Source organism: Agromyces subbeticus DSM 16689 (genome assembly GCF_000421565.1).
Classification (GTDB): domain Bacteria; phylum Actinomycetota; class Actinomycetes; order Actinomycetales; family Microbacteriaceae; genus Agromyces; species Agromyces subbeticus.
The window spans coordinates 33,099-53,742 of record NZ_ATXG01000011.1; the positions used below are offsets into that span (position 1 = coordinate 33,099).

18 protein-coding genes are annotated in these 20,644 nt (G+C 68.9%); 12 read left to right on the forward strand and 6 right to left on the reverse strand.

Features of this window, described 5'->3' with window-relative positions:
* Positions 1–3: 3 nt before the first annotated feature.
* Positions 4–1,083 carry a prolyl aminopeptidase gene (pip, locus tag H521_RS23520; RefSeq protein WP_022893720.1) on the reverse strand — a complete coding sequence of 360 codons (1,080 nt, stop codon included), beginning with the start codon at positions 1,081–1,083 and terminating at the stop codon, positions 4–6.
* Positions 1,084–1,486: 403 nt separating this feature from the next.
* Here pip and H521_RS0114350 point away from each other — a divergent pair, with 403 nt between their 5' ends.
* The 9 genes from H521_RS0114350 (at position 1,487) to H521_RS0114390 (ending at position 13,018) form a co-directional block, all read left to right on the forward strand.
* Positions 1,487–3,004 carry a sugar transferase gene (locus H521_RS0114350; RefSeq protein ID WP_026482309.1) on the forward strand — a complete coding sequence of 506 codons (1,518 nt, stop codon included), beginning with the start codon at positions 1,487–1,489 and terminating at the stop codon, positions 3,002–3,004.
* Positions 3,004–3,495, forward strand: coding sequence for an FAD synthase family protein (locus H521_RS23525; RefSeq protein ID WP_022893722.1), 492 nt, complete (start codon positions 3,004–3,006; stop codon positions 3,493–3,495). Before H521_RS0114350 ends, H521_RS23525 begins: the two co-directional genes overlap by 1 nt.
* Entirely contained in the window at positions 3,492–4,613 is a 1,122-nt protein-coding gene (gene gmd, locus H521_RS0114360; protein ID WP_022893723.1) for a GDP-mannose 4,6-dehydratase, read from the forward strand. Before H521_RS23525 ends, gmd begins: the two co-directional genes overlap by 4 nt.
* A 2-nt stretch (positions 4,614–4,615) precedes the next feature.
* Positions 4,616–5,611 (forward strand): GDP-L-fucose synthase family protein, encoded by a 996-nt coding sequence (locus H521_RS23530; protein ID WP_022893724.1) that lies wholly within the window; start codon positions 4,616–4,618, stop codon positions 5,609–5,611.
* Entirely contained in the window at positions 5,608–6,297 is a 690-nt protein-coding gene (locus tag H521_RS0114370) for a RodZ family helix-turn-helix domain-containing protein (RefSeq protein WP_022893725.1), read from the forward strand. The genes H521_RS23530 and H521_RS0114370 overlap by 4 nt, the downstream gene beginning before the upstream one ends.
* A 68-nt stretch (positions 6,298–6,365) precedes the next feature.
* On the forward strand, positions 6,366–9,395 hold the full coding sequence (locus tag H521_RS0114375) for a fibrinogen-like YCDxxxxGGGW domain-containing protein (protein WP_022893726.1): 3,030 nt from the start codon (positions 6,366–6,368) through the stop codon (positions 9,393–9,395).
* A complete protein-coding gene (locus H521_RS23535) occupies positions 9,392–10,150 on the forward strand; it encodes a CDP-alcohol phosphatidyltransferase family protein (RefSeq protein WP_022893727.1) in 759 nt (252 codons plus the stop codon). Before H521_RS0114375 ends, H521_RS23535 begins: the two co-directional genes overlap by 4 nt.
* 3 nt (positions 10,151–10,153) lie before the next feature.
* On the forward strand, positions 10,154–11,482 hold the full coding sequence (locus tag H521_RS23540; RefSeq protein ID WP_022893728.1) for a ligase: 1,329 nt from the start codon (positions 10,154–10,156) through the stop codon (positions 11,480–11,482).
* Positions 11,483–11,485: 3 nt separating this feature from the next.
* Positions 11,486–13,018, forward strand: a complete 1,533-nt coding sequence (locus H521_RS0114390; RefSeq protein WP_022893729.1) for a lipopolysaccharide biosynthesis protein — start codon at positions 11,486–11,488, stop codon at positions 13,016–13,018.
* A gap of 25 nt (positions 13,019–13,043) precedes the next feature.
* On the opposite strand, the gene H521_RS25120 is transcribed toward H521_RS0114390, so the two are convergent.
* The 3 genes from H521_RS25120 to H521_RS0114405 are packed head-to-tail and all read right to left on the reverse strand — an operon-like array spanning position 13,044 to position 14,973.
* The gene (locus H521_RS25120; RefSeq protein ID WP_022893730.1) at positions 13,044–13,610 is read right to left on the reverse strand and encodes a glycosyltransferase; all 567 of its coding nucleotides are present in this window, start codon (positions 13,608–13,610) and stop codon (positions 13,044–13,046) included.
* Entirely contained in the window at positions 13,607–14,056 is a 450-nt protein-coding gene (locus tag H521_RS0114400) for a glycosyltransferase family protein (protein WP_022893731.1), read from the reverse strand. The genes H521_RS25120 and H521_RS0114400 overlap by 4 nt, the downstream gene beginning before the upstream one ends.
* 2 nt (positions 14,057–14,058) lie before the next feature.
* Positions 14,059–14,973, reverse strand: a complete 915-nt coding sequence (locus H521_RS0114405) for a glycosyltransferase family 2 protein (protein WP_022893732.1) — start codon at positions 14,971–14,973, stop codon at positions 14,059–14,061.
* Between the two features lie 85 nt (positions 14,974–15,058).
* Between H521_RS0114405 and H521_RS0114410 the strand changes: the two genes are divergently transcribed.
* Both H521_RS0114410 and H521_RS0114415 read left to right on the forward strand, forming a co-directional pair.
* Positions 15,059–16,201 carry a Gfo/Idh/MocA family protein gene (locus H521_RS0114410; protein ID WP_022893733.1) on the forward strand — a complete coding sequence of 381 codons (1,143 nt, stop codon included), beginning with the start codon at positions 15,059–15,061 and terminating at the stop codon, positions 16,199–16,201.
* A complete protein-coding gene (locus H521_RS0114415; RefSeq protein WP_022893734.1) occupies positions 16,198–17,079 on the forward strand; it encodes a hypothetical protein in 882 nt (293 codons plus the stop codon). Before H521_RS0114410 ends, H521_RS0114415 begins: the two co-directional genes overlap by 4 nt.
* Here H521_RS0114415 and H521_RS0114420 read toward each other — a convergent pair.
* The gene (locus H521_RS0114420; protein ID WP_022893735.1) at positions 17,066–17,833 is read right to left on the reverse strand and encodes a Wzz/FepE/Etk N-terminal domain-containing protein; all 768 of its coding nucleotides are present in this window, start codon (positions 17,831–17,833) and stop codon (positions 17,066–17,068) included. The two genes, H521_RS0114415 and H521_RS0114420, sit on opposite strands and share 14 nt — an antisense overlap.
* 178 nt (positions 17,834–18,011) lie before the next feature.
* Between H521_RS0114420 and H521_RS25895 the strand changes: the two genes are divergently transcribed.
* Positions 18,012–19,649 carry a glycoside hydrolase family 16 protein gene (locus H521_RS25895; protein WP_022893736.1) on the forward strand — a complete coding sequence of 546 codons (1,638 nt, stop codon included), beginning with the start codon at positions 18,012–18,014 and terminating at the stop codon, positions 19,647–19,649.
* On the opposite strand, the gene H521_RS25125 is transcribed toward H521_RS25895, so the two are convergent.
* Positions 19,646–20,521, reverse strand: coding sequence for an alpha-1,2-fucosyltransferase (locus H521_RS25125; RefSeq protein WP_169513996.1), 876 nt, complete (start codon positions 20,519–20,521; stop codon positions 19,646–19,648). The genes H521_RS25895 and H521_RS25125 overlap by 4 nt on opposite strands.
* Positions 20,522–20,644: the final 123 nt, after the last annotated feature.

A 20,644-nucleotide genomic window follows, 5' to 3' on the forward strand; every position in this document is an offset into this window, starting at 1 on the left:
AAGCTACTCCGCGTCGTGCGCGCGTGGTTCACCGAGATCGGCGGCAGCGTCGTCATCGAGACCGGCGTCGTCGGCGTCGTCGGCGTCGTCGTCGGCGGCGTCGACCTCGACCTCATCGTCGACGTGTCCGCGGGCGAACCGATCGGTGGCCGTGATCAGCGCGTCGAGGATGCCCGGCTCATCGAAGGCGTGGCCGGCATCGTCGACGATCGTGAGCTCCGCCTCGGGCCACGCCCGATGCAGGTCCCACGCCGTCATCGCAGGCGTGCACATGTCGTACCGCCCCTGCACGATGACGGCGGGGATGTCGCGGAGCCGCGCGGCATCCCGGATCAGCTGCCCCTCCTCCCACCATCCGCCGTGCCGGAAGTAGTGGTTCTCGATACGTGCGAAGGCCGTGGCGTACTCGGGGGCGGTGAAGCGGGCGATCGTGGCCGCTTGCGGCAGCAGCGTGATGGTCGACGACTCCCAGCGCGCCCAGGCGATAGCGGCCGGTTCGTGCACCTCCGGATTCGGATCGGAGAGCAGTCGACCGTATGCCTCGATGAGGTGGGCTCGCTCGTGCACCGGCACGGGGGCGATGAACTCCTCCCACAGGTCGGGGAAGACCGCAGAGGCGCCGCCCTCGTAGAACCAGTCGAGCTCCTGGCGGCGCAGGGTGAAGATGCCGCGCAAGACGAGCTCGGTCACCCGCTCGGGATGCGTCTGCGCGTACGCGAGCGCGAGCGCACTGCCCCAGGAACCGCCGAACACCTGCCAGCGGTCGATGCTGAGGTGCCCGCGCAGTCGCTCCATGTCGGCGACCAGATGCCACGTCGTGTTCGCGGCGAGATTCGCTGCGGGCTCGCTCGCGTGCGGGATCGACAGGCCGCAGCCGCGCTGGTCGAAGAGCACGATGCGGTAGCGCTCGGGATCGAAGAGCCGTCGATGCTCGGGGTTCGTGCCGGCACCCGGTCCACCGTGCAGGAACACGACCGGCTTCCCCTGCCGATTGCCCGACACTTCCCAGTAGATGTGCTGGCCGTCCCCCACGTCGAGCATGCCGGTGTCCAGCGGCTCGATCTCCGGATACTTCTCTCTCATGGCGCCACGGTAACGACGCCCGGACGCCGCGGGGGGAAGCCGCGCGGGTATGTCCGGTCACGATCGATTCGCGCTCTCGCGTCCGCGTCCCCCATTCCGTCAACACCGGTCCCCCTTTTGGGGGACTGGGGCTCGTGACGAATGGCACGTAGCCTCAAGCATGCGAACGTCGAGCATTGCTCAGATGTTCGTCTGACACGGCGGGAGCAGGTGCCCCAACCTGCTCTCACGAAGCGCCCCGGTGCTTTCACACCCGAGCCCGCGTACCCGCGCGGACACCCTGCTGTACACCCGAAACAGGCCGACTCGTGAACCCATCACGTCGGCGAGTACCCCTGTCGCATCTGCGTACCCGCCCCCCAGCGCGCTCCGAACGAAGCGCAAGCACCATTCGGAGCCGACGATGACCTCCGCCCGGATGACTCGGGCCGCGGCGTTCGTCGAGCCGGCAGGGATCGCGAGCGAACAGCTGCTCCGCCGACACGTCGGCGCAGCAGCTGGACGAGCCTCCTCCTGGGTGCGCCAGATGCGCTGGCGCCTGGCCGCGACCGACGCTGCCGTCGTCGTCGCGAGCATCGCGACCGCGACCGCGGTCGGATTCACCATCGAACCCCCGGCGATGGACGCCCCCAAGACCCAGGTCTTCGCCATCGCCGGGCTGACCGTCATCACCTGGCTCGCGTTCATCGCCGCGGCGCACACCCGCGACGACCGCGTGCTCGGCATGGGCCCTCGCGAGTATCGCAGGGTCGCCAATTCCACCGTGCTCTTGTTCGGCATCCTCGCACTGGCCGTGCTGCTCGCGGGAGTACAGGGCGCCCGCACCTTCGTCGTCATCGCCCTCCCCCTCGGATTGGCCGGCCTGCTGCTGGAGCGTTGGCTGTGGCGCAAATGGTTGCTCAAGCAGCGTCGGGTCGGGCGGTACGTCGCCAGCGCGATCGTTGCGGGCGACGCCGCCGATGCGGAGTACGTCGTGCGCCGCATCGCCGAGCAGTGCTGCGTCGGATACCGCGTCATCGGGGTGGCCACCGATTCACCCGAGCACCGGTTCCTCGACGACAGCGGCAACGTCGTGCCCGTCGTCTCGTCGATCTCCGACGTCGCCCGCCAGGCGCGCGAGCTCGGCGCCGAGGCTGTCATCATCGCCGGACGGACCCCCGGCGACGGCGAACTCATTCGCGAGCTGAGCTGGCAACTCGAAGGCAGTGGAGCGGAGCTCGTGCTCTCCAGCCGGCTGACGGATGTCGCGGGCCCCCGAATCCACTTCCGCCCCGTCGAGGGGCTGCCGCTCATCCAGGTCGAGATCCCCCAGTTCGATGGCGGGAAGCACGCCCTCAAGCGAGGTTTCGACGTCGTTGCTGCGAGTTTGGGACTGCTGGTGATCGCGCCGATCCTCATCGCCGCCGCGATCGTCATCAAGCTGAACGGCCCCGGCCCGGTGCTCTACGCACAAGACCGCGTGGGCCGCGACGGACTCACGTTCCGGATGCTGAAGTTCCGGTCGATGGTGCCGGACGCCGACTGCCAGCTTCCGGGGCTGGCAGCCAGCAACGACGGCGCGGGGCTGCTCTTCAAGATGCGAGACGACCCGCGCGTCACGCCCGTCGGTCGATTCCTTCGCAAGCACTCCATCGATGAGCTGCCGCAGCTCTGGAACGTGCTGCGGGGCGACATGAGCATGGTCGGACCCCGCCCCCCGCTGCCCGGCGAAGTCGAGGAGTACGAGGGCCACGTGCATCGCCGCCTGCTGATCAAGCCCGGCCTGACCGGCCTCTGGCAAGTCAGCGGGAGAAGCGACCTCGACTGGGACGAAGGCGTTCGGCTCGACCTGTACTACGTCGAGAACTGGTCGCTGACCGGCGATCTGATGTTGATCTGGCGCACGCTCCGCGTCGTCTTCCATTCCGAGGGAGCTTACTGATGACCCGATACGATGCCGCACCCGACCGACCCGACGGCGGCAGGGTCGGGTATGCCGGAGGTGCCTTCGACCTCTTCCACGTCGGACACCTCAACATCCTGCGGCATGCGAGCAGCGAGTGCGATTACCTGATCGCCGGCGTCGTCTCCGACGAGATGCTGCTCGCCAGCAAGGGGTCCCTCCCCGTGGTGCCGCTCAGCGAGCGGCTCGAGATCGTGCGCAGCGTCAGCTTCGTCGATGAGGCGATCGCCGAGACCGAGCCCGACAAGCTCGACACCTGGCGGAGCACGCCGTTCGACGTGTACTTCAAGGGCGGCGATTGGCAGGGCACCGAACGCGGGCGGCGCCTGGAACGGGAGTTCGCCGCCGTGGGCGTCGAGGTCGTCTACTTCCCGTACACGATGACCACATCGAGCACGATCCTGCGGCGAGCGCTTTCGGCGCTCACCGACGCCGAGACGACGGTTCACGTGGCGGCGCAGCGATCATGACCAAGCGCGCACTCATCACCGGTATCACGGGCCAGGACGGCTCGTACCTTGCCGAGTTCCTGCTCGAGCGAGGATACGAGGTGCACGGCATCAAGCGCCGGGCCTCGCAGTTCAACACCCAGCGCATCGATCACCTCTACGAGGATCCCCATGACGAGGACCGCCGGTTCATCCTCCACCACGGCGAACTCACCGATGCCACCAACCTGACCCGCATCATCCGTGATGTCGAGCCCGATGAGATCTACAACCTCGGTGCGCAATCGCACGTCGCGGTGAGCTTCGAGGAACCCGAGTACACCGCCGACGTGAACGCCCTCGGCACGCTCCGGCTGCTCGAGGCGATCAGGCTCCTGCGGATGACCGACCGCGTGCGCTTCTACCAGGCGTCGACCTCCGAGCTGTTCGGCAAGGTGCAGGAGACGCCGCAGCGCGAGACCACGCCGTTCCATCCCCGCTCGCCCTACGCCGTGTCGAAGCTGTTCGCGTTCTGGATGACCGTGAACTACCGCGAGGCCTACGGCATGTTCGCCTGCAACGGCGTGCTCTTCAATCATGAGTCTCCGCGCCGGGGTGAGACGTTCGTGACCCGCAAGATCACGCGCGGCATCGCGAACTGCGCGCAGGGACTCGAGTCCTGTCTCTACCTCGGCAATCTCGACGCCCGCCGCGACTGGGGGCACGCCAAGGACTACGTGCGACTGCAGTGGATGATGCTGCAGCGCGACACGCCCGAGGACTTCGTCATCGCGAGCGGGGTGCAGCACTCCGTGCGGCAGTTCACCAAGTGGGCTGCTGAGGAGGTCGGCATCACGCTCCGCTTCGAAGGCTCCGGACTCGACGAGGTCGGCGTGGTCGACGAGGTCATCGGGTCGTCGGCACCCGGCGTCAACGCCGGCGACGTCATCGTCAGGGTCGACCCGAGATACTTCCGGCCCGCCGAAGTCGAGACCCTGCTCGGCGACGCGAGCAAGGCGCTCCTCGAACTCGGTTGGTTGCCGCAGATCGGGGCCAGCGAGCTCTGCTCCGAGATGATGGCCGCCGATCTCGCCGCCGCAGAGCAGAAGGCGCTCCTGCGGTCCCTCGGCTATCCGGCTCCGCTGCCGGTGGAGGTCTGACCATGCGCACGCCACGGATCTACGTCGCCGGCCACACCGGAATGGTGGGCTCGGCGATCGTGCGGCGGCTCACCGCGCTCGGCCGCGGCACGATCGTCACGCGTACGCGCGACGAGCTCGACCTGACCGATCAGGCCGCCGTGCGCGCGTTCTTCGCCGCGGAGGTCATCGACGAGGTGTACCTGGCCGCGGCGCGGGTGGGCGGCATCCACGCCAACGCCACGTTCCCGGCCGACTTCGTCTACGACAATCTCATGATCGAGGCCAACGTCATCCGGGCTGCCCACGACTTCGATGTCGAACGGCTGCTCTTCCTCGGCTCGTCGTGCATCTACCCGAAGTTCGCCGCCCAGCCGATCACCGAGGAGACGCTCCTGTCCGGCCCCCTCGAGCCGTCCAATGCGGCGTATGCGATCGCCAAGATCGCGGGCATCTCGCTCTGCGAGAGCCTCCGAACGCAATTCGGTCGCGACTACCGAGCCGTGATGCCGACGAACCTCTACGGCACCGGCGACCGCTACCACCCGATGTACAGCCATGTCGTCCCCGGCCTCATCCGCCGATTCCACGAGGCACGCGAGCGCGGCGACCTCGAGGTCGTCGTGTGGGGCACCGGCGCTCCGCGACGGGAGTTCCTGCACGTCGACGACCTCGCGGCCGCGAGCGTCTTCGTGATGGAGCGCCCGCGCGCAGAGTTCGAGGAGGTCGTCGGCGACCACCTGGTCTACGTCAACGTCGGAAGTGGCACCGACATCCCGATCCGCGAACTCGCCGAGCTCATCGCCAAGGTCGTCGGCTTCCACGGTTTCGTGTCGTTCGATCCGTCGATGCCCGACGGCACGCCGCGCAAGCTCCTCGACATCTCGCGCCTCGCCCGCCTCGGCTGGACACCCACCATCCGACTGGACGAAGGCATCCGGCGCACCTACGCCGAGTACCAGGCCGAACTGGCCCTCACCGGCGCGGCCGCGCCGTCACTCACGGGGGGTGCAGCATGATCCACGCCGACTTCGAACCCGACGAGGGGCGAGCGGATGTCGCATCGCCACCGCCTCGCCGACGGCGCGTGCGCTGGATCCTCGCCGGCGCCGGCGTGCTCGCGCTCGCGCTCATCGCGGTGTCGATCGGTGTCGCCGTCAACACGGTTCCGCCCTCACCTGACGCTGCGCCCGTCGACGCTGCGGAGCAGGCCGAGCAGGAGGAACCGACCCCGCCGCCCGTCGAGGCTCCAATGCCGACTCAGGCGCCACTCGGCGACGAAGCTGTCGCGACCGAGGCGGTCGTCGTCTCCGTGAACGCTCTCGTCGACGCGACCAACGAGGTGCTGCAACGCGCCGACGGCGGCACGGAAGGCATCGAATCCGTGGCGACGGGATTCGTCGAGGGAGAAGTGCAGGCGCTCGCGCTCGAGCGGGAGCAGCTGGGCTACACCCAAGTGGGCGAGGCGACGGTCACGAGCGCGAAGGTGCGATCGCTCGACCTCGCGGCCGACCCGCCGGCCGCGCTGCTCGAGGTCTGCATCGACACGAGCGACCTCGACGTGCTCGATCCCAACGGCGACTCGGTCGCCGACCAGCTCTACCGGCCGGACCATCCGGTCATGCACCTGTACGGAGCCGTCTACACCGACGGACTCTGGCGGGTGTCCACCCATGAGATCCCAGACGGCGCAAGCTGCACCTGAGAGGACCAGGCCACATCATGAACACCTCGACCCGCCGACCGGGACAGATCAGGCGAGCTGCGCTCGCAATGGGCACGACGCTGGTGATGGCGGCATCCGTGCTGATGTTCACCGCCGCGCCGAGCACCGCGGCCGAACCATTGCCCGACGGCAAGACCTCGCTCACCGCAGCGGGTTCCTGCTGGGAGGCGAAGCAGAACTTCCCGGCTTCCGCCGATGGCCTCTACTGGCTGCTGACCCCCGCACTCAAGGCGCCGGCGCAGTTCCACTGCGACATGACGACCGACGGCGGAGGCTGGGTCCTCGTCGGCCGTGGTCGCGAGGGGTGGAAGAACCACTACAACGGGCTCCGCACCCCCGAGATCCTCCGCAACACCGTCACCGGTCAGGGCGCGTTCCTCGTCGCGCAACTGCCGGCGCTGACGGTCGACGCGCTGCTCAACAACGGTGCGGTCAGCGCGCTGACCGAGGGCGTGCGGCTGCGCCGGGCGACGAACACCGCGGGCACGTCGTGGCAGGAAGCACGATTCGCGATGCCCAAGCGGGATCGCTGGGTCTGGACGTTCCGCGGCGAGCACCCCGTCGGCAGCTGGAGCTTCGGCGGCCTCTTCGGGTCGGGGTCGGGCGGCACCACGAACAGCTTCGGCAACGACTCCCAGTTGCGGCGGGTGGACACCAACGTGCGGCAGGCGCAAGGCTGGGTCGGCGGCTTCGCGTTCGGCTCCCAGGTCGCCGGTCAGAACGCGGCCACGTCGTACCTGTACTCCGCGACAGCCGGGGCCGGCAACGCGATGCCCTTCACGCAGGTGTACCTGCGCCCGCGGCTGCGCATCTCGCAGATGACCTTCCCGGCCATTCCCGATGCCGGCGCACCGGCGCAGACGCTGCGCGCCATGCCCGACAGCGACGCCCTCACCACGGTGTGGGGCGTGACCGGGCAGGCCAACGGCATCGACGGTGAGCTCAACACCGAGGTGTCCGCCTTCGCCCAGATCGGCAATCGCGTCTACGTCGGCGGCAATTTCCAGTACGTCCAGCGAACCCTCAACGCGACCGGAACGAACAAGGTCGAGCGGCGGTTCCTCGCGGCATTCGATGTCAATACCGGGCAGTTCATCCCCGGCTTCCAGCCGGTGCTGAACAACCAGGTGAAGGCGCTCGTCGCCCTGCCCGATGGCAGGCTCGCCGTCGGCGGCCAGTTCAGCCAGGCCAACGGCGCGGCCCGCTCGGCATTCGTCATCGTGGATGCCAGCACGGGCCAGACGTCGGGTTGGCAGGTCGATGCCGAGAACCGCACCACGGGTGGCGTCGGGCAGGTTCGCGGGCTCGCCGTCCACGGTCAGAATCTGTACGTCGCCGGGGCGTTCACGCACCTCGTCGGTTCGGGCGGCGTCACATCGAACTCCTGGAACGGTGCCCGCATCAACCTCGCCGCCGGAGCTCCCGACACCAACTGGAACCCCACGCTGAACGGCACGAGCGTCGGCGTGGAGGCGGCGGGCGATGGCACTCGCACCTACCTCACGGGCTACTTCAAGCAGAGCGGATCGACCTCGACACCGAACTCCGCCGCGTTCCAGTCGGCGGCGGGCGCCCCGCTGGTGCAGCCGCTGTGGGTGCCGACGTTCAGCAACCCGGCCCCGACCAGGGGTTGGCAGCTGGGGGTCGCCGAGTCGAGCGGCCGCGTCTACGTCGGTGGCTCAGAGCACAGCCTGTTCGGCTACGACCGCACCACGTTCGAGCTGAAGAGCGGCAGCATCACCAAGAACGGCGGTGACTTCCAGGTGGTCGAAGCCAACAGCGACACCGTCTTCGCCGGTTGCCACTGCGGCGACTTCAGCTATCAGGACGCCTACGCATGGAGCAACATCGGCACGAACTGGACGCAGGGCGACAGCATCAACCTGTTCGGTGCTTGGGATGCCGCGAGCGGCAAGTACATCGCCGAGTTCAACCCGATCACGCAGGCACGTCGAGGATTCGGCCCGTGGGCACTGTTCCAGGATTCCAACGGGACGCTCTGGACCGGCGGCGACTACGCGTATTCGACGCGCGCCGGACAGGTCAACCAGTGGTCGGGCGGCTTCGTCCGCTTCGGCATGCGCGACTCCTCGGCACCCTCGACACCGACCGGCGCGACCTCGACCTCCGTCGACGCGACGACCGCACTGCTTCGCTGGTCGGCCTCGACCGACAACCGGGGAGTCACCGGCTACGAGGTGATCCGCGATAACAAGGTCATCCAGACGACGACTGCGCTCGAGCTGAACGTTCCCGTCGCGGCAACGCCGACGCGGTACTTCGTGCGGGCAGTGGATGCAGCGGGCAACCGCTCGGCCACGACCCCGGTCGTGCTCGTGGCGCCGCCGTCGGCCGACGACCTGACCTTCGTGGTGACGGGTGACTCCTGGCGCTGGCAGTACATGTCGACGGCCTGGCAGGCCGCGTGGAACACCCGCGGGTTCGACGACTCCTCGTGGGCACAGGGTCCGTCGTTCCTCGGCTTCAACTCGTCGCTGATCGCGACCGACGTGTCGGTGGGCGCGCCCTCGCCGAGGCCGCTGAGCGCACAGTTCCGGAGGTCGTTCAGCGTGACCGACCCGGCGACCGTGACGGCAGGCGTCATCTCGGTCGTGGCCGACGACGGCGTGGTGGTCTACGTCAACGGGGTGGAGATCGGGCGGAGCAACCTTCCGGCCGGCACCCTGACGCAGAACAGCTACGCCACGGCCGCACCGCGGACGTCGACGGCATCGGCGAACCGCATCGAGTTCGCGGTTCCCGACGGGCTCCTCGTCGCCGGCACCAACGTCATCGCGGTCTCGACGCATCTCAACTACCGCTCGACGCCCGATATCAGCTTCGACTTGCGTTACACCGCGAAGCGAGGCACCCCGCAGCCGCTGGCCGCGCCGGCACCGCCGGCCGCCCGGATGGCGCCGGTGGACCCGGTCGCTCCGCTTGCGCCGCTCGCGCCGGCAGATCCGGTGGCTCCGGTCGAACCGGTGGCTCCGGTGGCCCCGGTGACCCCCGTCGATCCGGCCGCCCCCGACTCCAAGCCGGCGCCCGTGCCGCCTGAACCCGAGCCGGAACCATGACTGCGATCGGAGAGCACCGGAGCTACCGGGAGGCGGTCGAACGGCTCGCCGCAGCGCAGAAGTCCGGGGCAGGCGTGCCCGCCTACCTGCGCTGGGTGAACCGCGGTCTCGGCCGCCGGGCAGCGGCTCTCGCCTACGTCGCCCGGTCGACTCCGAACCAGGTCACCGCGGCGAGCGCCCTCTTCTCGCTCGCGGGAATGCTCGTGCTGGCGTCGGCCGAGCCGTCCCCAGTCACCGCGGTCGTGGCGACGGTGCTCCTGCTCGCCGGCTATGCGCTCGACTCGGCCGACGGGCAGCTGGCGAGGCTGACGGGCAGCGGGTCAGTCGCGGGCGAGTGGCTCGATCACGTGATCGACGCGGTGCGCCTGCCGCTCTTCCATCTCGCGGTGGCGGTGTACCTGCTTCGTGACAGCGGGTCCCTCGGGCTCGCGAGCATCGGCGTGGCGTTCTCGCTGCTCTCGTCGGCGTGGTTCTTCGCGCAGACCCTGGCCGAGAAGCTCTCACCCGAGACACCCGAGACACCCGAGACGCCCGGTACGACGACGGATGCGCCCGCCTGGGTGTCATTCGCGAAGCTCCCCTACGACGTCGGCGTGCTCTACCTCATCGTGCTGACGAGCGGCTGGCCGACGGTGTTCCTCGGCGCGTACGTGGCCCTGTTCGCGGTCACCGCGTTGGTCGCCGCGCTCTCCATGGCGCGAAAGTACCGGGGGCTCGCGCGCGCCGGTGTCTCCGTCGCGGCCCATCAGGGGTGACCCGTGTCCACCGCCATCCGCGATTCGCTGCCGGCGACATCGGCGCACGTCGCCCCGTCGAGAGAGCTCCCCGCGTGGCCAGTGCTCGTGCTCCTCTGGGGTATGCCCGCGTGGTGGGCGTTCGGCCTGCTGCCGTTCTCGATGCTGATCATGACGGTGCCGATGGTGGCGTATCTCGTGCAGCGCGGCCGCGTTTCGATCGTGCCCGGCACCATGCCGTGGCTCGCCTTCGTCGTGTGGATGGTGCCGTGCGCGCTGATGCTCGATTCGCTCGGCCGGATCATCGGTTTCGGCATGCGGTTCTCGCAGTTCGCGGGAGTGGCCATCGCGCTCGTCTACCTCGTGAACGCGCCTCGATCGCTCACGGTCCGCCGGGTCCTCTCCGGGCTGAGCTTCACGTGGGCGTTCATCATCGTCTGCGGATACCTCGGCATGCTGTGGCCGGACGGCGAACTCACGCTCACCGTCGGGAAGCTGCTCCCCGCATCCGTGCTCGAGAACGAGTACGTGCGCGACCTTGTCTTCCCCGGCTTCTCCGAAGTGCAAGAGCCATGGGGAGCGGAGGAACCGTTCGTGCGTCCGTCGGCGCCGTTCCCGTACGCGAACGGCTGGGGAGCCGCCCTCGTGATCCTGACGCCGGCCGCGATCGCGGCGGCGCTGGAGCGCGGCACGGCCAAGGCCATCTGCTGGCTCATGGTGGGAGCCGCTCTCGCGGTACCCCCGGCTGTCGCATCGAGCAATCGCGGCCTCCTCCTCGGGCTCGTCATCTGCATCGCCTACGTGTCGGTGCGACTCCTGTTGCGCGGCCGCTGGCTCGCGTTCCTCTGGGTCTGCATCCTGAGCTCCGGCATGCTGTTCCTGCTCTCGGCCTCGGGCGCGATCGAGGGCATCGTGGCGCGTCAGGAGGTGGCCGACACGACGACCGGGCGGAGCCTGCTCTACGAGGAAACCTTCGCCCGAACCTTCGAATCGCCGATCCTCGGCTTCGGCTCACCACGGCCCTCGCTCTCGAGCGAGATCACGGTCGGCACCCAGGGCGCGCTCTGGAACACGATGTTCTGCTTCGGGTTCGTCGGGCTCGCGCTCTTCGCCTGGTTCCTCATCGGGGCGGCCATCCGCACCGCGGCCGCACCCAACACGATCACGCTCTGGCTGCACTCCGCGGTCGTGAGCTCCTGCGTCGTCGCCGTCTTCTACGGGCTCGATCGCCACCTCCTCTGGATCTGCCTCATCATCGGGCTCCTCCTCCGCGAGAAGTCCCTCCCCTCGTCGAGGCTCTGGCCGCATGAGCCCCGTGCGCCGCGTGAGCTTCGTGAGTCGCGGGAGGCGTGACGCATGCGAGCCGAACGACTGGCACGGAGCGGGCTGCTCGGGCTGCTCGGCTCGATAATCGCCGCGACGGCCGCGTTCGCGGTCGCCCTCGTCGTCGGCAACGCACTCGGCGCCTCGGGCACCGGTCTCTTCTTCCAAGCAGTCGCCATCTTCACGATCGCGAGTCAGGTGCTGCGGCTCGGCACCGGCAGCGGCATCGTGCGCACGGTGTCGGAACAGCACGCGTTCGGGCGTCACGGCGAAGCATGGCGCACGGTCGTCATCGCGGCCGTGCCGGTCGCCGTGCTCTCGACGCTCGTGGCAGCTGCCATCTGGTGGTCGGCCCCGTGGCTCGCCGAGTGGCTCGTGCCGCCAGGAGGAAGCGAACGGTTCGAGGCCTACCTGACCTTCATGGCGCCCTTCATTCCCATCGGCGCGCTGCTCGCGGTGCTCCAGATGGCATCGCGCATGCTCGACGGCATCGTCACGTACACGGTCGCGCACGCGATCGCGTTTCCGATCACCCGTCTTGCGGCGGTCGTCGGCGCGTTGCTCGTCGTGGGCACGGCCTTCAGCGGCTTCGCCGCCTGGCTGTGGGTGAATCCGCTCTGGCTGCTGATCGCCGCCGCGCTGCTCGCCCGACCGTTCATCCGCGACTGGCGGCGGCGGGCCGAAGCGCTCGAGACGTTGCCGGCGGCGAGCCGCCGATTCTGGGCCTTCAGCGGCGCCCGCGCGGTCGGCGGGTCGCTCGAGATCGTGCTCGAGTGGTCGGATGTGCTGATCGTCGCGGCGCTCACGTCGCCCGCCGAGGCGGGCGTGTACGCGATCGTCACCCGCACGGTGCGCGCCGGCCAGGTGGTCGATCACTCGATGCGGCTCGCCGTGAGCCCGACGCTGTCCCGTCTCCTCGCGCTCGGCGAATCGGCGGCGACCCGCGCGCTGCACACGTCCGTGGCGCGAGCGATGATCATCGTGAGCTGGCCCTTCTACCTCACTCTCGCCATCATGGGTCCGGCGATCCTCGGGCTCTTCGGCCCGGGCTTCGAATCGGGCGCCGTGCCGCTCGTCATCGTCAGCGGTGCCATGATGGTCGCGTCGAGCGCCGGAATGCTGCAGAGCATCATCCTCCAGGGCGGCCACAGCAGCTGGCAGGTGGGGAACAAGTCGGTCGTGCTCGTCACGAGCGTCGCCCTGAACCTGCTGCTCGTGCCGCTGCTCGGCATCGTCGGAGCGGCCGCGACGTGGGCATTCGTCACGCTGCTCGACACGGCGATCGCCGCGTGGCAGGTGCACCGCCGCATGGGCGTCGGTGTGAACCTCCGTAGGCTCATCCCCGCGATGATCGTGCCGGCCATCGTCTTCGGCGCGGGCCTCGGGTTCGTGCGCCTGGTGTTCGGCACGTCGGCGGGCGCGCTCATCGGCGGGGTCCTCGGCGTCGGGCTCGTCTACCTCGCCGTGCTCTGGGTGCTTCGACACCGACTCGGCATCGAATCGCTGTGGCGCGAGGCGCCCGGGATGCGGCGGCTGGTCGAACGGTCATCGCAGGCGGCGTACTGAGCACAAGGGTTCGTGCCGACGTCGGTCAGTGCCGACGTCCGAGGATCATGCGGATCGAATGCGACATCCGCCGCGCCCGCACCCGGCCGCTGATGCGAGCCGGCGGGGCTGCGAGCAGCTCGATCGCAGCGGCGATGCCCGGGGTCGGCGCGGGCGTCGGGGCATGCGACTCGAGCTGCCCGCCGAGCATCCCGTCGAGCGCCGCCCACAATTGCTCTCGCGACGTCGCCCGGTGCACCGCACCGAGTCGCTCGGCCTGATCCGTGAAGATGAGCTGGTGCTCGTCGACGACCTCGTCATGCACGGGCACCCGCGGAACGACGATCGGCAGTCGCCCGATCGCCCGCATGTCCATCACGCCGCCCGCCCCGCCCTGGAGCACCACTGCATCGGCGGTACGGCACAGCTCGAGCAACCCGAGATACGGCAGCACATCGTGGTTCTCCGCTCCGGCGACCGGCCGGCCGGGGCCGTGCTGCATCACGACACGCACCTCGGAATGACGAGTGATCCAGGGCTCCATCCACTCGCCGAGGCGATCGAACGGCAAGTGGTAGCTGCCCACGCTCACCACGACCATGCGCCGGGTCACAGCACGACTCCGATGTCGTCGGCGTCGGGGTAGATCCCCTGAAGCGCCGGCCATTGCACGAGGAACCGGTCGGCGAAGGGGTAGACGAGGCGGCCGCTGAGCGAAGCCGTCGTGATGCGGTCGACGGGCTCGAGGTACACCGTGGTCGCGCCGTATCGGTGCGCCTGCGTGAAGAACGGCAGGGCGATGGCGGCTCCGGTGCTGAACACGACGTCGGGCCGCGTCTCGGCGAGCACCCGCCGCGCGAGCCCGAAGTTCCTGACGAGGTTCGGCAGGTTCCGCACCGTCGGGTAATGGGCCTCGACGACCTGCTCGCCGACGAGGCGCGAGCGGGCGTCTTCAGTGGGGAGCGTGACCCAGGTGCGCTCGTGCGCCGACCACCACTCCTTCAGGGCGAGCGCTTGCGTGAGGTGGCCGCCCGAGGAGCAGACGATGAGCACGCGCACGCTCAGATCCCCTTGCCGAATCGCGCCGCGACTCGTGTGACCTGACGCGTGGTGACGAGTCGCGCCGCGATCAGGAGCGCGAGGTACGACTTCACCTGCGTCGGCGAATGCCGCAGCGACCGCCGGGCCCACCGCGCGCCGTCGCGTCGGCGATCCGCCGACACCCTGGCGAACGCGATCTGCGACTCGATCCTTCCGATCGCCCGGCCGCTCCGCGCGAAGTCGGGATGCTTCGCGAGCAGGTACTCGAGGGCGTCGGCGTAGTCGTTCCAGCGGCCGAAGAAGTAGGACTGTCCCTGCCAGGTCACGCGCACGAATGGACGGTCGACCACGTGGATGTCGCCGACGACGGATGCCCGCAACAGAATGTCGTAGTCCTCGCCGTAGCTCCGGGGCAGCTCCTCATCGATGAGGCCGACGTCGCCGAGCAGCGCCGAGCGGCGGAACAGGAAGCTCGACGAGTGCAGGCCGGCGATGCGGTCGTGCAGGAGCATGTCGTGCGTCACGATGCCCGACCCGACCAGGCGTTCATGTTCGCGAGCACCGTCGTCGACGACCATCGCCGTACCGACGAGGGATGCCGCCGGGTGCGCTTCGATCACATCGACCTGCGACGACAGCTTGCCGGGCAGCCAGGCGTCATCGTCGTCGAGGAAGGCCACGAGCGCATGGCGGGCCGCGAGGATGCCGGTGTTCCGTGCGCCGGCGAGGCCGCGGCTGCGTTCATTGACGACGCCGTGGAGTGTGCGGCCGTCGGCGAGACCGACCGCGGGAAGCACGGGCTCGCACGCGTCGAACACCACGATCACCTCGATGTCGCCGTCGTAGTCCTGATCGAGAATGCTCTGGACTGCACGGCGCATCATCTCGGGTCGGTCGTGCGTCGGCACGACCGCGGTCACAGGAGGCGACGTCATGGTCAGTTCCCCGATCGATGCCGGTGGCGACATCCTACCGTCGCAGCCCGAATTCCGTGGACGGAATCTTGCCCTGATCGGTAGGATGATCTGGCACGTCATCGTCCTGGGGGGTGATCGTCTGATCAGGGTCGGCGTCATCGGTGCAGGAAAGATGGGGCTCTCCCATCTCGCGATCCTCGGTGCCCACCCCGACGTCGAGCTCGTCGGCGTCTGCGATTCCCTCGGGTATCTGCTCGATGTGCTCGAGAAGTACACGGGCGTCCGCAAGTTCAGCGACGCCGCGCACTTGTTCGACGAGCAGCCCGACGCCGTGCTGATCGCGACCCCGTCGGCCTCGCACGTCGCGCTCGTCGGCGAGGCGCTCGCCCGCGGCATCCACGTCTTCTGCGAGAAGCCGCTCACCCTGAGTGCAGCGGAGTCGACGGCGTTGGCGGATGCCGCGGCGAACGCCGGCCTGGTGACCCAGGTCGGCTACCACAACCGATTCGTCGGCACGTTCCGCGAGGTGAAGCGGCTGCTCGACCTGCAGGCCATCGGGCGCGTGACCCACGTGCTCGCCGAGGCCTACGGCCCGGTCGTGCTGCGCCCGAAGGGCGAGACCTGGCGCAGCAAGCGAGTCGCGGGCGGCGGCGCCCTCTACGACTATGCGGCGCATCCCCTCGACCTCTTGTGCTGGTATCTCGGCGAGCCGGAGACGGTGACCGGCGCGGTGCTCGCCCGCGACTTCTCGGCCGAGACCGACGACGAGGTCTACGGCACGCTCAACTACGCCGGCGCCACGAGTGCGCAGCTGTCGGTGAACTGGTCGGATGAGTCGTACCGCAAGATGACGACGAAGATGACGGTCTGGGGTGAACGCGGAAAGATCAACGCCGATCGGCAGGAGCTCGAGGTCTACCTCCGTGACACCGCCGAGGTGCCCGAGGGGTACCGGGTCGGCTGGAACAGCGTCAACACGACGACGCTCACCCCGCCCGTGTGGTTCTATCTCCGAGGCGAGGAGTACAGCGCCCAGATCGACCACTTCGTGCGATCGGTGGCCGCATCCAAGAGCGATTCCAGCGCGGTGGCGCGCGTGAACGACTTCGCGAGCGCCGCGGCCACCGATCGCACGATCGAGCGATTCCTGCGCGAACCGTCGGGCGACGACCACCAGCGGCAGGCCGAGCCCGCGAACCACCATGACCGGCGGTTGTTCGGGCGCGCGCGGAAGGGCCACCGATGACGCTCGATCGGCTCCTGCTCGGTGACAACCAGTTCTTCGGCGTCAACCACATGTCAGAGGAGCGCGCGCACCGCAGCGCGCTGCGCTTCCAAGACACGGCGGCGATCATCGAGGTCATCGACGACGCCGTCGAGGCCGGAGTGCGCTCGTTCATGTGCACGACGCACGAGCGCATCGCCGAAGTCGCCGATCACGTGCGCGCGCATCCCGACGACTACCCCGGATTCGCCTTCCTGCCGTGCCTTCCGTACGCCCACAAGTACGCGAACGCGGTCACCGAGCTCGGCATGATGGGCGCGATGCGGAGCTTCCTCCCCGACGAGGGGTTCGTGAATGCGGCGCTGCGCGGCGGCAAGGCGCTCGCGGGCAAAGACGTCGAGGGGCTCATCACGCTGCTCGTCGATGCCGAGATGAAGATGTTCCACGGACTCTCGACACCCGTCGTGTTCCTGCAGAACGTCGTCGTCGACCTTCTGCTCGGCCTTCGATTCGACGCGGCGTTCTCGATCTTCGCCGAGCACGTGCGTTCGCGGTACGGCGCGGAGCCGGGCTTCATCACGATGAACCTGCCCATGGCCCTCGACGCGCTCGAGCGAGCAGGAGTCGACGACCCCATCGTGTGCTCGAACATGAACAAGCTCGCCTTCCGGGTCTCCGGCGGGGTGCAGGCGTACGACGAGGTACTCGAGACGCGGGTGTTCCGTCCGGTGGCGATGTCGGTGTTCGCGTCGGGTGCGATCCCGCCGCGCGAGGCACTCGAGTGGGTGAGCGAGCGCCCGCAGATCCGCTCCGTGGTGTTCGGTGCCTCGACGCCGCAGCACATTCGCTCGACCGTGCAGATCGTCGAACAGCTGTGGGGCGGTGTCAGCTCTCGCTGACGGGTTCGCCGCCGCCGACGGCCCTCGAGGATCGCGACCTGCGCGTCTCCGCGATGCGATCCACGATGAGCGCGGTGAACGCGCCGACGAAGAGCCCGAGGAAGACGCCGGCACCCACGAACACGTAGAGACTCGGCGTGTTGGTGTCTTGCGGCGGAGCCGCCGGGTCGATGAGTGTTCCGGCGTCGATCGAGGTCGCGATCAGCACCGCCCGCTGGGTGTCGAGGGCGCGAATCTGGCCCTCGAGTGATTCTCGGAGGGGATTGTCAGCCTCGAGGTCGCTGAACTGCGTCCGCAGTTCATCGGCGGTCGAGGCCAGGGTGTCGGATGCCTCTGAGATACGCCGCTCCGCGACGGCGGTGCGCTGCTCGAGGTAGGCGGCCGCGATGGTGTTGGCGATCTCAGCCGATCCCTCGGCACTGCCCGTCGTGACGCGGAACTCCAGCACCTGGGAGCCGCGCGGAATGGTGACTTCGAGCTGGTCGCGAAGGCCCGCGACGGTGGAGTCGGCGAGCTCGTCTGCCGCGAAGGAGAGCACTTCGGTCGACCTCGCGATGAGGCGCTGCGTCTCCATGTTGACACTCGGAGCGGCCTCGCCCGCGGTGGGGATCGCCTCGACCGTGACCGACGCCGTCGCGGTGTACCGGTCGGGCCAGATCATGCCGAGCGCGGTCGCCGCGACCGCGATCGCCACGGCGACGATGACGAGCACCCGCCACTGCCGCGTGACGCTGCGATACACGTCTTCGACCATTGCGGCCCCCTCAGCGCAGTAGCTCGACGGTTCCCCGACGTGTCGGCGAACAGTCGAGTCGTGCTCAGCATATGCCCCGAGCTGGATACGAAGTGGGATTTGTCGGACTCGACACCGTCACGTACAGTGTTGCGCTACTCGTTACCGAATTGAGATAGTTGAGTATTCCTTGCGAAACGTGAAGCACAAGCACGCCTCCCCCAAATCCCCCAGAACCACCCGAACCCGCCTGCTGATCGCCGCCGGACTCGCGTCGGCGCTGACGATCTCGCCGATCGCTGCGAGCGCGATCGCCGCGACGTCCGAGACGTCCGCCGACAAGATCCTCGCCTTCGGCAGCGACGGCTGGTCGTACTACCGCGGCACCACGGCACCGTCGAGCGACTGGCGCGACGGCGACAACGGCTGGCCGACCGGCACCGCGCCGCTCGGATTCGGCATCGGCACCGGTTCACTCGGAACCAAGCTGACGAACGACTTCAGCCCGCGACCACTGGCGACGTACTTCGCACGTTCGTTCACCCTGGCCGAGGTGCCGGCCGGTGGAGTCACCCTCACGACGTGGGCCGATGACGGCGTTGCCGTGTCGGTGAACGGCGACGAGGTGCTGCGCCGCAACCTGCCGTCGGGCGAACTCAAGTTCACCAGCTACGCGACTGCCGCCCCGCAGAGCAGCACGGCGCGAACGACGCCGGTGAAGGTGACCGTGCCCGCCGCACAGCTCCACGTCGGTGAGAACGTCGTGGCCGCTCAGGTGCAGTCGAACTGGCGCACGACCCACAATGTGACGTTCGACGCCCAGCTGACCGCGAACACGGGGTCGGCGCCGGTCCCCACCCCGACCCCGACTCCCACCCCCGCACCGACGCCCACTCCGGCACCGACCCCGGAGCCGACGCCCGCTCCGACCCCGGAGCCGACCCCGACCCCGACGCCCACCCCGACGCCCACTCCCGTGCCGGAGACGGACACCGGCGTCGTCTCGGGCTGGGGCGCGCCGGCCTGGCGCGACGAGTTCGACCACGTGGACGCATCGACGGGAACGCCCGCGATCGATCCCGCGAAGTGGAATGTGCGCGACCGATCCGACCTCGGCCTGCTGCAGGACGCCGCCGTGCCGTCGCGTGACCAGATCTCGGTCGACGACAACGGCATCGCGCACCTCAAGGGCGACTGGCTGGACACGCCGCTCGCCCGCCCGGCCGGTCAGGCCGGCGTACCGACGCTGACGCACAAGACCGGTTACATGGACCAGCGTTCGCTGGGCTCGGGCGACATGTCGCACAGCCAGCAGTACGGACGCTGGGAGGTTCGCGCCAAGACGCCGACCGGCCCGCACACCTACGGTTCGCTCGCGGCCTTCTGGCTGCGCAACAGCCAGTCGGGCGAGATCGACATCATGGAGGCCTGGGGCTACAACGAGCAGGCCGCACCCGGTGGCCAGCGCATCGACACGGCCACCACCACCGTGCACACGCAGACCTCCGGCTCGGGAAACCAGAAGTACTACTGGACGCACACCGATTTCGCGAACGACACTCCCCCGTGGAGCGAGTTCCACACGTACGCGTTCGAGTTCACCCCGACCTATGCGGCCATCATCGTGGACGGCAAGGAGCTGGGCCGTGCGACCCCTGCGACGCACCCGAACCTCTGGAACAAGGACTACTTCGGCAGCCCGCTGCACGTTCGGCTGAACCTGCACATCGGACCCTCGGCCCAGTACTGGGGTCTGCCCGACCCGATGCACAAGGAGTGGACGCAGCCCTTGGACTACCAGGTCGACTACGTGCGGATCTGGAGCTACCAGGGCTAGAGCCGCACCCAGTCTCGGGGCACCAGCTCTGCCGCATCGCTGTGCCCGTCGGCGAACCACGTCGACGGGGCGATCACCGGATGTGCGGGCGAGCTCGGTGCCCCGAGCCATCCGCCCCACCAGCTGAAGCTGCTGTTCGCGATGATGCGCGTCGCGCACGAGGCGATCAGCGCGATCTCGCCGCCGTCGTGCCGCGTGGCGTCGGCGGGGCAGAGCAGGTCGTCGTCTCGCGCGAGGTGCTCTCGCACCCAGTCGAGGTCGTCGCTGAACCAGACTCGACGCACATGACCGAGCGCGGCGGCGTGCTCGAGCGCCTGATCGTAGTATCCGGCGCCGAGCACACCGTGCCGCACGGCGGCGTTCGGATCGCTGACGTAGTCGCCACGGCGCACGTGCACCGCGACGCGATGCGGGTCGGCGCGCAGCTCGTCGGCGAAGCGCCGCCCGCTCGGGGTGAGCATTCCCTCGAGGAGCGCACGCACCGCCGCGCGGACCTCGTGCTCGACACCGTCGAAGTATCGCGCGGACTGGAACGTGCCGAGCAGGTACGACGTGCCGCCGAGTCGCTCGAGTACCGAGGGATCGTATCCCGACCGCCGTTGCCGCACGAGCCGCGGCCAGGAGCGGTCGGAGAGCAGCCCCGCCTTCGTCGCGCCGGCGAGCGCGAGCCCGACGGGCGCGGCCAGCCAATCTGATGCCGGCAGGAGCGGGCCGATCATGAGGGGCCGGTCGCCGCGGCACCGGACGGCGTCGAAGAGCACCCGTCGACCGATGCTGCGGAGCGCCATCGCGAACGCCCATTCGAACAGCTGGTTGCCGATGCCGCCCTGCAGGCCGAGGACGATCTCACCGGTGCGGATACGCCAGGCCACGAGACCCTCCCCGTCTGTGCACGACACGTCGGCCGCTTGCCGCCGCGCGATGCCGACCCGCCCGACCATCCGACCTCCCCGTCGGTGCCCCGAGCCTATCTCCTGCCACCGCACTCAGGAAGC